The sequence below is a fragment of the Xanthomonas sontii genome (assembly GCF_040529055.1).
Lineage (GTDB): Bacteria > Pseudomonadota > Gammaproteobacteria > Xanthomonadales > Xanthomonadaceae > Xanthomonas_A > Xanthomonas_A sontii.
In genome coordinates this window covers 609,540-625,706 of record NZ_CP132342.1, presented here as the reverse complement: position 1 = coordinate 625,706, position 16,167 = coordinate 609,540, and the positions used below count along the sequence as shown (strand labels likewise).

Genomic DNA, 16,167 nt, shown 5'->3' with positions numbered 1-16,167 from the left:
GAGAAATTTTGAAAAGAGGATGCTGCGAATCAGCAGATCTCTTACATCTGTTGCCTCACTCAGCACCTCCAAGCTAAGGTCTTGCCCCACTCGCTCCACAGCGAGAACAGGGGTCAGAGTGCACTTTTCTTGCGGGGTAACGCCGTCAGGTTCACTTATTCAATAGCAGGCATCTGTATATAGGGTCGTAAAAAGTGAGCTGACCGTGCGCTCGTTTTTGTTGGGAGCATTCTGGATATTTCTTGGTAAAGATCACATTCATCGACGACTGGATCGGCGTCTTGGTTGCTGCCACCGCATCGGCCGGCTAAGGTCGTGGTTACGTTCTTTGCTTCGACTTCCGCATGCCCGTGCCCAAATCCCTTGCCGCCTCTCTCGCCCTAAGCCTCGCCCTCATCGCCACCGCCCACGCCGACGAAGGCATGTGGATGCCATCGCAGATGCCGGAGTTGGCCAAGCCGCTGCACGAGGCGGGCTTCCAGGGTGATCCGCAGACGCTGGCGGAGGTGACCCAGCCGCCGTTGAGTGCGGTGGTGAAGGTCGGGGGTGGGACCGGGGCGTTCGTGTCCGGGGATGGGTTGCTGTTGACCAATCACCATGTTGCCTATGGGGTGATCCAGTACAACACCTCGGCAAAGGAGAACCTGATCGAGAACGGGTTCATCGCGCGGGACCGCGCCGACGAGCGCGCGGCCAATCCGGATTTCCGGGTGCTGGTGACGGTGGGCTTCGACAAGGTCACCGATCAGGTGCTGGGGCCGGCCAAGGGCAAGACCGGGCGCGCCTACTACGATGCGGTGGATGCGGCGAGCAAGCGCATCGTCGCCGACTGCGAGCGCGAGGCCGGGGTGCGCTGCAGCGTGGCCAACATGTATTACGGCACCGATTTCTACCGGATCCGCCAGCTGGAACTGCGCGACGTGCGCCTGGTCTACGCGCCGCCGCGGGCGATCGGCAACTACGGCGACGAGATCGACAACTTCATGTGGCCGCGGCACAGCGGCGATTTCACCTTGCTGCGCGCCTACGTGGGCAAGGACGGCAAGCCGGCGGACTATAGCGCCGACAACGTGCCCTACCAGCCGCCGGCGCATCTGCAGATCGCCACCGATGGGCCGAAGGCCGGCGACTTCGCGATGCTGGCCGGTTACCCGGGCATCACCTACCGCCATCGCACGGCGGCCGAGTTCGCCGAGCAGGTGGAGGCGACGCTGCCGCAGCGGGTGGCGGTGCTGGACCAGTTGATCGGGGTGATCGAAGCATCGGGCAAGGCCGACGCGGAAGCGCGCACGCGCTACGCGTCGCAGCTGCAGTCGCTGAAGAACAACCGCAAGCGGGCGGCCGGTGAACTGGAAGGGCTGCAGCGCAGCGATGCGGTGCGGCTGCGCGCGGAGGACGAGCGCGGCATGCTCGCGGCCACGCATGGCACCGACGCGCGCGACATCGCGGCGCTGCAGAAGCTGCTCGGCCAGGCCTCGGCGCTGCGCGAGCGCGATCTGCTGCTGGGGTTGATCGCCACGCAGACCCAGGCGCTGCGTTCGGCGCTGACCCTGGAACGGCTGCGGCTGGAAGCGGCCAAGCCGGACGATCGGCGCGAGAGCGGCTACCAGCAGCGCGACCTGGCGCTGATCGAGGGCATGCTCAAGCAGGTGCAGCGGCGCTATTCGCCGACCGTGGAGAAGGCGCTGCTGACCACGCTGCTGACGCGCTACCAGCAGTTGCCGGATGCGCAGCGGGTGCCGGAGTTCGATGCGGCGTTCGGGCGGACCCCGGCGCAATTGCAGGCGGCGCTGGACAAGGCCTATGCCGGCACGGTGCTGGGCACCGAGGCCGAGCGCCTGTCGCGCTTCGCCGCTGCGCGCGAGGGCAAGGCACCCGCGGCCGATCCGTTGCTGGCGCTGGCCGCCACGCTGGTGCCGGCGCAGCTGCGGCTGGACGACGAGCGCAAGGCGCGCGAGGGCGAGCAGTTGCGGTTGCGCCCGGCCTACATGCGTACGCTGTTCGCCTGGCGAAAGCAGCAGGGCCGTGCGGTCTATCCGGACGCCAACAGCACGCTGCGGATCAGCTATGGTCGTGTGGAGCCGCTGGCGCCGCGCGATGCGGTCAGCTTTGCGCCGCTCACCACGGTGGCCGGCATCGTCGAGAAGAACACCGGCAAGGAACCGTTCGATGCGCCCAAGCCGCTGCTGGCGGCGATCGCCAAGGGCGATTTCGGCAGCACCGCCGATCCGCAGTCGAAGACGCAGCCGGTGAACTTCCTGACCAACCTGGACACCACCGGTGGCAACTCCGGCTCGCCGGTGCTCAATGCGCGCGGCGAATTGATCGGGCTGAACTTCGACAGTAACTGGGAAGCGGTCAGCGCCAGCTGGTGGTACGACCCGCGCTACAAGCGCGCGATCCATGTGGACATGCGCTATCTGCGCTGGTTGATGGCCAAGGTGTATCCGGCGCCGCAATTGCTGAAGGAGTTGAACGTTCCGCAGGAGTGAGTGGGGCAGGTTGGAGAGGCGGGCGTCGTTTGGCGTTGCTTCGAGCAGAATAGGGTAGGGCATGTGATGTGCCCTGTGCCCTGATGCGGCTGCGGCATGGCCTGGTCGCCGTTACAGCGACGAACATGCTTTGTACCCGCGCTGATGCCTCGATACAGGACCGCCGCCGTTCACCGTGATGCGCTGCCGCGATCGGGGGACCAGGACAATGATCCTGGTCCTGGAGACTCCATGCGTCGGGACTGAAGTCCCTCCCACAAGCTGCAGCATGCGGTACGGTCGGCGAGATGGCGTGTTCGATTGAGACCGTGGAGATGCGGATGCACCGGTGGTGGCTCACGACGCGACCTCGCTGCAGGGCTTAGACTGACCGCATGGAGTTGCTTGTCGCCAAGCCCTTGCCGCGTGCGTTCTATGCGCGCGATGCCCGCGTGGTGGCGCCGGAGCTGTTGAACAAGCTGCTCATCGCTGCGGACGGTCGTTGCGGTCGCATCGTCGAGGTGGAGGCCTACTGCGGTGCAGAGGATCCGGCGGCGCATTCGTTCCGCGGCATGACGCCGCGCACGCGGGTGATGTTCGGCCCGCCCGGACATCTGTACGTGTACTTCATCTACGGCATGCATTGGGCGCTCAATGCGGTATGCGGTGGCGCGCCGGGGCATGCGGTGCTGATCCGCGCCTTGGCGCCTGTGGCCGGGATCGAGGCGATGCAGTCGGCACGCGGTGCCGCGCGCGCCGCCGATCTCACCCGTGGGCCGGGGCGCCTGGCCAAGGCGCTGGGTGTTACGGGTGCGGATAACGGGCTGGACCTGACCACGCGGCAGTCGCGCCTGTGGCTAGGGCAGGACGGGACGCCGCCGCCTGCCGCGCCAGTCGTCACCGCACGGATCGGCATCAGCAAGGCGATGGACGCGCCGTGGCGCTGGCATGTGCCCGACGAGCCGAACGTGTCGCGCTTTGTGGTGAGTCGGGCGAAGCGCCGCGGGTAGCGTGGCGCTTGTAGGCATCGTCGCACTACACGCTGCAAGAGGGTCGATGCCTTGTCCGCCGTCACGAGTGAAAGGCCGCAATGCGGTGGTGACGGAAGGCGCTTTGGCCCCGAGACGAACGCATTTCCTCAGGGACCTTCGCTTCGTTCGTCGCGGCTGACGCCGTTCCTACGCTGGGCAACCTGCGTCACCAACGCCACAAACGGGCGCATGGCTGAGGGCATGCCGACAAGGCACAGCTAGGCGATCGCGGCGCTCGCATCCAGTTGCGCGATGGCATCGGCCACGACCGTGGCGAACGGTGCGTCCACGTCCACCGAGATCACGTCGGCCTCGTCCAGTGGCAGTTCCAGCGTGTCGAGCTGGCTTTGCAGCAGGGCTGGTGGCATGAAGTGGCCGTGGCGCGCGGCCAGGCGTTCGGCGATGACATGCGCGGCCGCGTGCAGGAACACGAAGCGCATCGGCACGCCGGTGTCCCGTAGCTGCTGCCGGTGCGCCTTGCGCAGGCCGGAGAAGGCCAGCACGACGCTCTGCCCGGCATCGACCGATGCGCGCAGGCGCTGCGCCAGGGCCGCGACCCAGGGCGCGCGCTGCGCGTCGCTGAGCGGGATGCCGTGCGCCATCTGCGCCTTGGCGGCGGCGCTGTGGAAGTCGTCGGCGTCCAGGAAGGTGAGTCCGTAGTGGGCCGCCAGTGCCTGGGCGACACTGGTCTTGCCGCTACCGGACACGCCCATCACGACGATGGCTTCGGCGCGTGGCGGCGGGGATGAGGGGATGTGAGTCACGTGCTGCGGTCCCGTGGGGTCGCCCGCATGATGCCAGCGTGGACGTTGTGTGGACGTCAGCGCTTCTGTACTGGGTCTTGCGCTGTTGTTGAGATGTGCGCCGTGGCAACTGGGTTCTGTGTGGATCCTGGCGTCGGGGCTGAAGCCCCTCCCACAGGGACTCCAGCCGGCACTCCTGGTTCCGCACCCCGTGCTTGGCTCTTCCCGCGAGGTGTTTACATCGTCACGTTCGCCGTCTCGACCAGATCGTCCCACTGCAGTCGCGTGCCGGACGCATCGTCGCTGTGCTGCAAGGTGCGGCGAACGGCGCGACGCATCGCGCGGCTGATCCAGTTGTGCAGGTCGCGGCCGGAGTGGCCTTCGCTGCGCTCGGCGACCCAGGCCGCCGCAGCGTCGGCATCGAGGTCCAGCGGCTTGCCGCGCAGCAGGCGCGTGACGATGGCGACGCGCGCCGCGTGGTCGGGCAGGGCGATGACGATCTGCCGATCCAGCCGCGACAGCAATGCCGGGTCGATCGCGGCGGCATGGTTGCTGGCGGCCAGCAGGAACACCTGGCCCGCGTGGCTGGCGACGCCGTCCAGTTCCTGCAGCAGCTGGCCGACGATCTCGCGGGTGAAGGCGTCGTCGCCGTCGGCACCGCGCGCCGGCGCGACGATGTCCAATTCGTCGACGAACACGATGCACGGCGCCTGCGCCCGCGCGCGCTCGAACGCCGCCTGCACGCGCTGGCCGGACTGACCGAGGTAGCCGGCCTTGAGGTCAGCGCTGCTCAGCGCGATGAAGGCCAGCCCGGACTGGCTGGCGAGGATCCGTGCGACCTGGGTCTTGCCGGTGCCCGGCGGGCCGACCATCAGGATCCCGCGCGGCACCGGCACGCCGAGCGTGGCCAGGGTCTCGGCATTGCGCAACTCCTTGCCCAGGCCGACGAACTCCTCGACCGTGGCCGCCGGCAGCACGATGTCGTCCCAGCCGAGCGTGGCGACGGCAGTGGAACCTTTGCCACGCAGCGCGCGCAGGTGCGCGAGCAGGGTGGCGTTGTCCAGCGTGCCGTCCACGCACTCGGCGGCGACGCGCGCGACCAGCGTGTGCAGGTCGCGACCGGACAGGCCGGTGCTGTCGGCGATCGCCTGCGCGTCCGGCTCCAGCGCGAAACCGGCACCCCGCAGTTCGGCGCCGAGAATGCGCGCGCGCGCCGCGGCATCGGGCAGGCCGACGGCGATGCTGGCGGTGAAGCGCGACAGGATCGCGTCGTCCAGCAGCGCCGGGCGATTGGTCGCGCCGATCACCAGCACCTGGCCGTGCGCGGCATGGAAGCCGTCCCACTCGGCGAGAAAGGTCTGCACCAGTTCGGCGCCGAAGCTGTCGCTGTCGGCGCCGCCGCGGCGCGCGAACACGCTCTCGCATTCGTCGATGAACAGGATCGCCGGCGCGCGCTCGCGGCATCGCTGCCAGATCGCCTGCACCTTGGGGCCGGTGTGGCCGACGTGCGCGGCCTTCAGGTCGGCCACGCCCAGCGCCTCGAAATGGCAGCCGGCATGACGCGCGAGCTTGCGCGCGATCAGGGTCTTGCCGGTGCCCGGCGGCCCGTGCAGGAGCATGCCCTTCGGCGCCGGCTGGCGCCCGGACACGAACAGGTCCACCAGTTTCAGGATCTGGTCGAGTGTGGCGTCGGGCAGGGCGACGTCGGCCCAGTGCCGTTGCACCGCATCCAGGCTCTGCAGCCGCTGCTGCAGCGCGCGTTGCTGGCCGCGCGCGACCTCCCAGGCCTGCACGTGGTCGTGCAGCGCAGCGATCGGTGCGACATCGACGGCGGCGTCTTCGGCCAGTGCCAGCGCCAGCGATTGCAGCGACGGCGCAGCGTCGGCGGCCAGATCGGCGTCGAGGAGGATCAGGGCCGCTGCATGGCGGGCATCGGGCAGCACGATCAGCGCCTGCAGGCGCGGGTCCTCGCTGCCGTCGTGCAAGGCCAGCAGGCGCGCACCGGACAGATCGCCATGCGTGGCCGACATCGTCCAACGGCTGTGCAGGGCGCGCTGCGGCCACGGCGCCCGGGTCACCGGATACGTCGATCCTGGATCGTGCTGCGCGGCATCGGCCACCTGCACCAGCGCCAGCGGCATGCGTGCGAACGTCCGCAGCGCGCGCCGCTCGACATGACTGTGGTGCCAGGCCAGCAACTGCGCGCCGATGACGACCAGCAGACCGTACGCCAGCAGCGAGGGCAGCAGACTTTGCAGCAGCAGGCCGCCATCGCCGTGCAGGCCGACCTGGCGCCACCAGACCAGGAAGCTGCGCGTCTCGCCCAGCCAATGTGCGCTGGTCCACGGCAGCACCAGCACCAGCATGCCGATCAAGGCCGCGCGCCAGCGCCAGTCCGGCAGCAGCGGTCGCAGCAGCAGCGCCGGTCCCCAGGCGCGGCGGCGCTCGCGCCGTACCGCCGCCCGCGCCGCGATCCTGGCGTGCGCAGCGAACCGGCGCCGGATCGCGGCCACGGCCTGGTCCACCGCCGGCAGATGCCGCTCGATATCCGCATCGGCCTGCGCCTGGCGCGACTGCGCCTGCTGCACCTGCGCAAGCAGGCGCTGCGTCTGCTGTTGCAGCGACGGCGGGGGCGTCGGCACGGCGGCCGGGATGCCGGACATCAGCGGGAGCGGGCGCAGGTGGTCACCGCGCGCATCTTAGCCCGAGCGCCGGTGGGGCTGCTGTGGCTGGTTGCAGGTTGGATTGCCCTTGCTGGTGCGGTTGCTTTGGTTGTTGCCTTTGCCTTATCGGGTTCCCTTCCGAAGCGGCGGCCAGCGTGGGGAAAAACCCCGAAGGGGCGGCGCACATGGATGTGCGCCGTCCGCGGCAGGGGCAGGATGCCCCTTCCGCGGATCCCCGGGCTGGACGCGGACCCGGAGCGCGTTAGCGCGGAGGGCGCGAGGCAGGGTGTGCTTTCTTTTGGTTACTTTTCTTTGCACAAGCAAAGAAAAGTAACTCGCCGCAAGGCGAAAGCTCTGCCTTGCCGTGGCTGCAGCGCTAAAAGTGCCCTACAAATCAACAGCAGAAGCAGAAGCAGAAGCAGAAGCAGAGCCAGCGGCATGCCTGCGTCTGCCGCGGACATTGGATGCCGCACCGCTACCGAGCGGTGATTCTGCTTAACTGGGCTGCGTGCAAAGGGGGCGCAGGAAAAGAGGCGAGAAGCGCCGTGCTCGCCGTTGGGGGGAGCGCTTGCGTGTAGGCGCAGCCGCCTCACCTGCCTCGCGGCGCCCAACCCGGTGCACACGCAGCCCAAGCGAGACGCAGCGAGCCGAACTCCCGGCTACGCGGAAACGCATCGCACCCTCTAGACTGCACGCATCGTCATGGGGGCTAGCCTTTGGTTTCCAGTTGGATCCTGCTGCTGGTGTCGGTCGGCTATGCGGCGCTGCTGTTCGCGGTGGCGTGGTGGGGCGATCGCCGTCCGCTGTACCCGGAGCGGCCGTGGCTGCGGCCGGCGGTGTACAGCCTGGCGCTGGCCGTGTACTGCTCGTCGTGGACGTTCTACGGCGCGGTCGGCAGCGCGGTGCGCAACGGCGCCGGCTACCTGCCGATCTACCTGGGCCCGCTGCTGATGCTGCTGTTCGGCTGGCGCATCGTCGAGCGCCTGGCGCTGATCGCGCGCAGCGAGAACACCGTGTCCATCGCCGACTTCATCTCCTCGCGCTACGGCCGCTCGCGGCGCCTGGCCGCGCTGGTGGCGGTGATCGCCCTGGTCGGCGTGGTGCCGTACCTGGCGCTGCAGTACAAGGCGGTGGCGATGAGCCTGCAGGTGCTCAGCGGCCAGTCCAGCGCCGGTGCACCGTTCTACGCCGACCCGGCGCTGTACGTGGCCTTGGGCATGGCGCTGTTCGCCACGCTGTTCGGCACCCGCCAGGTCGATGCCACCGAGCACCACCACGGCATGATGCTGGCGATCGCGCTGGAGTCGGTGGTGAAGCTGCTGGCGATGGTGGCGGTGGGCGTGTTCGCCTACGTGTGGCTGTCCGTGCGCGACGGTGGCCAGGTGATGGCGTCGGCACGCACGCTGTTCCAGAACACCCCGCCGGTGGGCTTCATCTCGCAGACCCTGCTCAGCTTCCTGGCGCTGGTGTGCCTGCCACGGCAGTTCCACGTGGCGGTAGTGGAGTGCAGCGACGTCGGCGACATCCGCAAGGCGCGCTGGCTGTTCGGCCTGTACCTGGTGCTGATCTCGGCGATGGTGGTGCCGATCGCAGCCGCCGGCATCGCGCTGTTCGGCGGCGGCGACGTGGCCGACGACAGCATCGTGCTGGCGCTGCCGCTGGCCGAAAGCCGCACCGCGCTGGCGCTGGTCGCCTACGTGGGCGGGTTCTCCGCCGCCACCGGTATGGTCATTGTCTCCAGCATCGCGCTGGCGACGATGATCAGCAACGACCTGGTGATGCCGGTGCTGCTGCGCCGCCGCGGGCACCAGGCGGCCGGTGCCGACGTGGCCTCGAAGGTGCTGTGGATCCGCCGCCTGGCGATCCTGCTGCTGGCGCTGATCGCCTACGGCTATTACCGCAGCAGCAGCAACGACAGCACGCTGGCGTCCTACGGCCTGATGGCCTTCGCCGCAGTGGCGCAGTTCGCGCCGGGCGTGATCGGCGGGCTGTATTGGCGCGGCGCCAGCCGCAAGGGCGTGGAGACCGGCATGGTGCTGGGCTTCGCCACCTGGATCTACACCCTGCTGCTGCCGGCACTGACCCAGGCCGGCTGGCTGGCGCCGGCGTGGCTGCTGGACGGGCCGTTCGGCATCTCCTGGCTGCGCCCGCAGCAGCTGTTCGGCATGAGCGGCTGGGATCCGCTGGCGCACGGCACGTTCTGGTCGCTGCTGGTCAACGTCGGCACGATGATGCTGGTGTCTGCGCGCTGGCGCCCGGGCCTGGACGAGCGCCTGCGCGCGGCGCCGTTCCTGGAGCCGTACTCGCAGCGCCCGGCGGTGGCCGGCGACTGGCTCGGGCAGGTGCGCGTGGTCGACCTGCAGGCGCTGGCCGAGCGCATGGTTGGGGAGCGCCATGCCCGCCGCGCCTTCGCCGAACAGGCGCAACTGCTCGGCCGCGAGCCGCAGCCCACGGCGGTGGCCGACCGCGTCTGGGTGCAGTTCACCGAACGCCTGCTCGCCGCCTCGATCGGCGCGGCCTCCGCGCGTCTGGTGCTGACCAGCCTGTTGCGCGGCTCGGGCATGGACCTGGGCGAGGTGGTGGCGGTGCTCGACGAGGCCGGGCAGGAGCTGCGCTTCAACCGCGAGATCCTGTCCACCACGCTGGAGAACATCAGCGCCGGGGTCAGCGTGGTGGATCCGGCGATGCGCCTGACCGCATGGAACCGCCGCTACCAGCAGATGTTCGGCTATCCCGACGGCATGCTCTACGTCGGCCGGCCGGTCGCCGACCTGATCCGCTACAACGCCGAGCGCGGCGAACTCGGCGGCGGCCAGGTGGAGGACCAGATCGCCCGCCGCATCGCGCACATGCGCGCCGGCACCCCGCACGTGTTCGAACGCACCCGCAGCGACGGCAAGGTGATCGAGATGCGCGGCCAGCCGCTGCCAGGCGGCGGCTACGTCACCAGCTACAACGACATCACCGACTACAAGCGCGCCGAGCAGGCGCTGCTCGAAGCCAACGAGACCCTGGAGCAGCGCGTGGCCGATCGCTCGCGCGAGGCCGAACTGGCGCAGCAATCCAAGACCCGCTTCCTGGCCGCGATCAGCCACGACGTGCTGCAGCCGCTCAACGCCGCACGCCTGTTCGCCTCGGCCCTGCGCGATGCGCACCAGAACGAGGAGCAGCGGCATCTGGCCGAGCGCGTGGACGCCTCGCTGCGCGCGGCCGAGGAACTGCTCGACGGCCTGCTCGACGTGTCGCGGCTGGATGCCGGCGGCCTGCGCCCGACCATCGAGGACGTGGATGCCGGCCTGCTGCTGCGCGAACTGGCCGCGCAGTACAGCCCGATCGCCGCCGGCCGCGGCCTGCGCCTGCACGTGTACGCGCGCCCGCTGTGGGTGCGCAGCGATCGCCGGCTGCTGCGCCGGGTGCTGCAGAACTTCCTCGCCAACGCCCTGCGCTACACCCGCCAGGGCCGCATCGTGCTGGGCATGCGCCGCCGCGGCGCGGCGCTGGAACTGCAGGTCTGGGACACCGGCCCCGGCATTCCGCCGCACCACATGCAGCAGATCTTCGACGAGTTCCAGCGCTACCAGCAGCCGTTCGACTGGGGCGAGCAGGGCCTGGGCCTGGGCCTGTCGATCTGCCAGCGCATCTCGCGCCTGCTCGGCCACGACCTGGATGCGCGCAGCCGCGTCGGCCACGGCAGCATGTTCTCCATCACCGTGCCGCGGGCGGCGCCACCGCCGCAGGCGCTGCAACGCGCGCCACGCGCAGCGGCCGCGGCCGACTCGCTGGCCGGGCTGCGCGTGCTGTGCGTGGACAACGATCAGGAAATCCTCGACGGCATGCGCGCGCTGCTCGGCCGTTGGCAGGTGGAGGTGATCTGCGCCAGCACCGTCGACGCCGCGCTGGCGCAGGCCGCGTGCGCACCGCAGGTGATGCTGGTCGATTACCACCTGCACGACCGGCTCGACGGCCTGGAGACCCTGGATGCGCTGCGCGCGGCGATGCCCGGACCGGTGGCCGGCGCGCTGCTCACCGCCGACGGCCGCGACGAACTGAAGCTGCAGGCCCGCGAGCGCGGCTACCGGCTGCTGACCAAGCCGGTCAAGCCGGCCTCGCTGCGCGCCTTCCTCACCGCCTACCACGATCCGATCTAGGAGCGGTCGCGCGCCTTCGTAACAGCAATGTATGGGTTGTGTGGCAGCCGTCGGCGCGACCGGCGTGGCGCACGGCGCGGGCGGGCGGCTAAGGTGGAGGGCCGCCCACGACCCGCCTGCGCATGACCTCCCTGGACGACACCGCGATCCCCCCGCTCCCGGACCTGCTGGCGGCGCTGGAGGCCGGCCAGGCGCAGACCCTCGAACGCGGTGCCCGCGCCTACCTGCGGCAGCGCCCCGACGATGTCCTGGCCAGCAGTCTGCTGGCGATGAGCCTGCAGATGCAGGGCCAGCCGGCGCCGGCCGCCGCCGTGTACCGCACGCTGGCCGAGCGCGAGCCGCACGAGGTCGCGCACTGGAACAACCTCGGCACGGCGCTGCGCGAGGCCGGCGACCCCGGCCCGGCAGGCGAGGCCTATCTGCGCGCCCGCGCGCTGGCGCCGGACGATCCGCTGCCGCACCACAACCTCGGCCTGCTGGCGATGGACGCCGGCGATTACGCCGCGGCCCGCGAACACCTGCTCGATGCCCACGCGCTGGCGCCGCAGGCGCCGCCGCTGTGCGTGCACGCGGCGATGGCCTGCCATGAGTGCGGCGACTTCCAGCGCGTGCAGGCGCTGATCGCCGACTGGCGGCAGTGGCCGCCGCTGGATCCGGACACCACCGTGGAACTGGCCTGGCTGTTGTCGCAGGGCGGCGAGACCGACACCGCCTGCGCCCTGCTGCGCGCCTGCGCCGAGGGACCGATGGCGCAGCCGGCGCGGGCCTGGTCGCGGCTGGTGCTGGTGCTCGAGCGCGCCAACCGCCTGCCGCAGGCGCGCGAGGCCGCCGCGCAGCTGCCGCCGCCGGAGCGCATCGACGACCCGGACGTGCGCCAGGACGCCAGCAACGCGCTGGCGGTGCTGGCCATGCGCGAGGGCCACTGGCAGCAGGCGCATGCGCTGCTGCGCGGGCTGTTGGCCGATGGCAGTGCGGTCGACCGGCGCAAACAGAGCAACCTGTTCTTCGCCCTGGCGCGGGTCTGCGACCGTCTCGGCCTTCACGACGAAGCGCTGCATGCCTGCGCGCAGGGCCATGCCGGCCAGGTCGAGGGCCTCGCCGCGCTGGTGCCGGAGCTGGCGGTGGCGGACGCACCGCCGTTGCCGGTCGCGCAGGCCCGCTGGGATCCGGCACGCCATGCCGCGGCGCGGCCGGTGACCGCGCCGGCCATGGCCGACTCGCCGATCTTCGTGGTCGGCTTCCCGCGCTCGGGCACCACCTTGCTGGAACAGATGCTCGACGCCCACCCGCAGTTGATGGCGATGGACGAGCGGCCGTTCCTGCAGGGACTGGCCGACCGCCTGGAGGCGCGCGGCGTGGCCTGGCCGGACGGACTGGGCGAGCTCGACGATGCCGCCTGTGACGCGCTGCGCGCCGAGTACTGGCAGGCGGTGCGCGGGGTGGTGCAGCTGCAGCCGGGCCAGCGCCTGGTCGACAAGAACCCGTTGAACCTGCTGCGCCTGCCGCTGATCCGGCGCCTGTTCCCGGAGGCGCCGGTGATCCTGGCGCTGCGCCATCCCTGCGACGTGCTGCTGAGCTGCTACATGCAGGCGTTCCGCTCGCCGGCCTTCGCCCTGCTGTGTGCCAGCCTGCCGCGGCTGGCGCGCGGCTATGCCGACGCGATGGAGTTCTGGCTCTACCACGCCGCCTTGCTGCAGCCGCGCGCGCTGGAGCTGCGTTACGAGGACCTGGTGGCCGATCCGCAGGCGCAGGTGGCGCGTCTGGGGCAGTTCCTGCAGCTGCAGCAGCCGGAGCGGCTGCTGGACTTCCAGCGCCACGCGCGCGCCAAGGGCTTCATCAGCACGCCCAGCTACGCGCAGGTGGTGGAGGGCATCAACCGCAAGGCCCTGGACCGCTGGCACGCCTATCGCGACGCCTTCGCACCGGTACTGCCGGTGCTGCAGCCGTTCCTGCGACGCTGGGACTACCGCGTCGACTGAGTGTTGCGTGTTGTCTGAACCGTTCCCGTCTGCTGGTTGAACGGCAAGAACGCAGCGTGCGCTGTACCGCGCTTGAAGCGGTGTTTTTGTCAGGGGATGGCGCACGTTGGCACACCGAAACAACACCCTTCTTATAAAAAACTAACAAGTGCCTGACGGTCCTGTAATGGACCGCTGGCCCGAGGCATCCATTTCACCCGCCGCGCGTTTCCGCGCCCGGGATGGTTCGCGCCTGCGTGCAGCCGGCGCTTGTCGCACATCACATGAGGTCTTCCCGATGTCCGTAGCAAAGAACAGACTCGCTCACGCCGTTTGCCTGGCCATGGCGACGCTTCCCGCCACGCTCTATGCGCAGAGCGCCACGCCGGCGGCGTCCGCGTCCGGCGACGCGCCGGTGACCCTGGACAAGCTCACCGTCACCGGTTCGCTGGTGCGCCGCGTGGATGTGGAGACCGCCAGCCCGGTCGCCGTGGTCGATCGCCAGCAGATCCAGCAGAGCGGCAAACAGACCCTGGGCGACCTGCTGCAGGCGCTGCCCGGCATCGCCGGTGCCGCGACCAACCCGCAGGTCAACAACGGCGGCGGCGATGGCGCCTCGACCATCTCGCTGCGCGGCCTCGGCGACGAGCGCACGCTGATCCTGATCGACGGCCACCGCATCCAGAACAACGACGTCAACTCGATCCCGGCCAACATGATCGACCATGTCGAAGTGCTGAAGGTCGGCGCCTCGGCGATGTACGGCTCCGACGCCATCGGCGGCGTGGTCAACTTCATCCTGCGCAAGAACTTCGAAGGCGGTGAAGTCTCTGCCAACTACGGCCAGACCAGCCGCGGCGACGGCGCGCGCCAGGGCGGCAGCTTCACCTTCGGCAAGACCTGGGACCGCGGCAACGTGGTGGTCGGCCTGGACTACAACAAGCAGAAGGACGTCTCTACCGCCAACCGCGCGTTCTCCAAGTACGCGATGTACCTGTCCAGCGGCAGCGTCTACAAGGGCGGTTCCGCACGGACCCCGACCGGCTACTACAAGCTGCCGGCAGCGACTCTGGCGGCCAACGGTTGCAAGCCCGATGGCGCGCTGACCGGCAACGGCAACGGCGGCTACAAGTGCTACAGCTCCTCGGCCGATTCGTACAACTACGAGGCGCAGAACCTGCTGCTGACGCCGCAACAGCGCGTCGGTGGCTTCGTGCTCGGCAGCTTCAACATCACCGACTCGATGCAGGCGTACGTCAACGCCTACCACAACCACACCATGTCCAACTTCGCGATCGCGCCGCTGCCGCTCGACGCGCAGAACGACGGCATCACCGTCGCCGCCAACAATCCGTACAACCCGTTCGGCGTGGAGTTCGGCCCCAACGGCTACGAGTATCAGACGCGCTTCACCTCGCTCGGCCAGCGCGAAGGCTTCTACGACACGGCCACCGATCAGGATGTGATCGGCCTGAAGGGCGGCATCGGCGACAGTAGCTGGGTGTGGGACGCCAACTTCAACTACGGCCACTACCGCCAGCGCAACTGGAGCCACGGCTACGTCGATTACGCCGCGTTGCAGAACGCGATCAACAGTGGGCAGGTCAACATCCTGGACCAGGGCAGCCCGGCCACGGTCGCCTGGCTGAACAGCAACGAATCGATTCCGCGCCAGGAAACCACCACCATCATGCGGCAGTGGGAAGCCAGCGCCAACGGCAGCCTGTGGGAGATGCCGGCCGGTGCCGCGCAGCTGGCAGTGGGCGCGCTGTACCGCAAGGAGAGCCTGAACTCCACCGTGTCGGCGAATGCGCTGATCAACAGCGACAACACCTGCGCGGTCTCTTCCGAAGCCTGTTCCTCGCCGCTGAGCGGCAGCTTCAACGTCAAGGAGGCTTACGCGCAGTTGTTCATGCCGGTGCTGGAGCAGTCCTCGCCGATCGGCGCGCTCAACCTGACCCTGAGCGACCGCTACTCCGACTACAGCAGCGTGCGCTCGGGCAACAACAGCGCCTCGTTCCAGGTGGAGTGGCGGCCGATCCACGACCTGATGGTGCGCGGCACGGCGGCGCAGGTGTTCCGCGCGCCGACCATCACCGACATCTACCAGGGCCCGACCGCAGACGCGCCGAACTTCATCGATCCGTGCGTCGGCTATAGCGGCAGCGGCCATGCCAACGCCTGCGCAGGCGTGCCGGCCGGCTTTAGCGGCACAGGCCTGTCGCAGACCAACGCGATCAAGTCGGGCGCCACGTATGTCGGCTACCAGCTCAAGCCGGAGAAGGGCACCTCGTTCGACTACGGCCTGGTCTACAGCCCCGAGTACGTGCCGGGCCTGTCGGTCAATCTCGACTGGTGGAAGGTCAAGCTCAACGACCTGATCCAGCCGATCTCCGCGCAGACCGTGGCCGACCTCTGCTACAACGATGACAACAGCCCGTACTGCAGCTACATCCACCGTTACGCTGCCGGTACCGTCAGCGCCGGCAACATCGACCATATCCAGACGCCTGTGGTCAACATCGGCAAGCTCAACACCCAGGGCATCGACCTGGGCGCGAGCTACGCGCTGCCCGACACCGACTACGGCAAGTTCACCGTGGCCGTGGACAGCACCTACCTGCACCGCTACGACATCGACACCGGGGACACGGTGGTGCACATGGCCGGACGCTACAACTCGTCCTACGGCAACTACGCGCACTGGCGCGCGCATGCCCTGCTCGGCTGGAAGCTGGGCAACTGGGACGCGAGCTGGACCACGCGCTGGATCGGCAAGATGCAGGTCGGCAGTGGCGACCTGAGCCAGAACATGTCCGCCGATGCGGCGTTCAAGGGCGTGGTGCTGGACTACGGCAGCTACATGTACCACAACCTGCAGGTGGGCTACGACATGGCCGGGGCCAACCTGCGCCTGGATCTGGGCGTGGACAACCTGACCAACAAGCAGCCGCCGATGATGTACCAGAACAACGTGTTGAACGCGAACACCGACGTGAGCACCTACGACACGCTCGGCCGCTACTACTGGATGCGGGCCACCTACCGCTTCTGAGTAGAGCCGGTGCCGCCCGCCTGTGCGGGCGGCACCGAAGCATGCGACACGGCGCGTCCATGCGGGCGCGCCGTTTTGCTATGGGGGCCAACGGTACC

The 16,167-nt window shown here is 69.2% G+C and carries 7 protein-coding genes; 5 read left to right on the top strand and 2 right to left on the bottom strand.

Translation table 11 applies throughout. The annotated features are described in order from the left end of the window. Positions 1–344: 344 nt before the first annotated feature. Positions 345–2,492 (top strand): S46 family peptidase, encoded by a 2,148-nt coding sequence (locus RAB70_RS02750; RefSeq protein ID WP_148828853.1) that lies wholly within the window; start codon positions 345–347, stop codon positions 2,490–2,492. Between the two features lie 374 nt (positions 2,493–2,866). Continuing rightward, positions 2,867–3,481: a DNA-3-methyladenine glycosylase gene (locus RAB70_RS02745; protein WP_148828852.1), complete on the top strand. Its 615-nt coding sequence runs from the start codon at positions 2,867–2,869 to the stop codon at positions 3,479–3,481. A gap of 239 nt (positions 3,482–3,720) precedes the next feature. Here RAB70_RS02745 and RAB70_RS02740 read toward each other — a convergent pair whose 3' ends face one another. Both RAB70_RS02740 and RAB70_RS02735 read right to left on the bottom strand, forming a co-directional pair. Continuing rightward, positions 3,721–4,215 carry a gluconokinase gene (locus RAB70_RS02740; protein WP_148828880.1) on the bottom strand — a complete coding sequence of 165 codons (495 nt, stop codon included), beginning with the start codon at positions 4,213–4,215 and terminating at the stop codon, positions 3,721–3,723. A gap of 266 nt (positions 4,216–4,481) precedes the next feature. Further along, positions 4,482–6,908, bottom strand: coding sequence for an AAA family ATPase (locus tag RAB70_RS02735; protein ID WP_148828851.1), 2,427 nt, complete (start codon positions 6,906–6,908; stop codon positions 4,482–4,484). A 716-nt stretch (positions 6,909–7,624) separates the two neighbouring features. On the opposite strand from RAB70_RS02735, the gene RAB70_RS02730 reads away from it, so the two are divergent. The 3 genes from RAB70_RS02730 to RAB70_RS02720 all read left to right on the top strand — a co-directional run bounded on the left by RAB70_RS02730 (position 7,625) and on the right by RAB70_RS02720 (position 16,069). Beyond that, positions 7,625–11,056 (top strand): hybrid sensor histidine kinase/response regulator, encoded by a 3,432-nt coding sequence (locus tag RAB70_RS02730; RefSeq protein ID WP_148829622.1) that lies wholly within the window; start codon positions 7,625–7,627, stop codon positions 11,054–11,056. 122 nt (positions 11,057–11,178) lie between these two features. Further along, positions 11,179–13,035: a sulfotransferase gene (locus RAB70_RS02725; protein ID WP_148829621.1), complete on the top strand. Its 1,857-nt coding sequence runs from the start codon at positions 11,179–11,181 to the stop codon at positions 13,033–13,035. A gap of 322 nt (positions 13,036–13,357) precedes the next feature. Then, a complete protein-coding gene (locus RAB70_RS02720; protein ID WP_148829620.1) occupies positions 13,358–16,069 on the top strand; it encodes a TonB-dependent receptor in 2,712 nt (903 codons plus the stop codon). Positions 16,070–16,167: the final 98 nt, after the last annotated feature.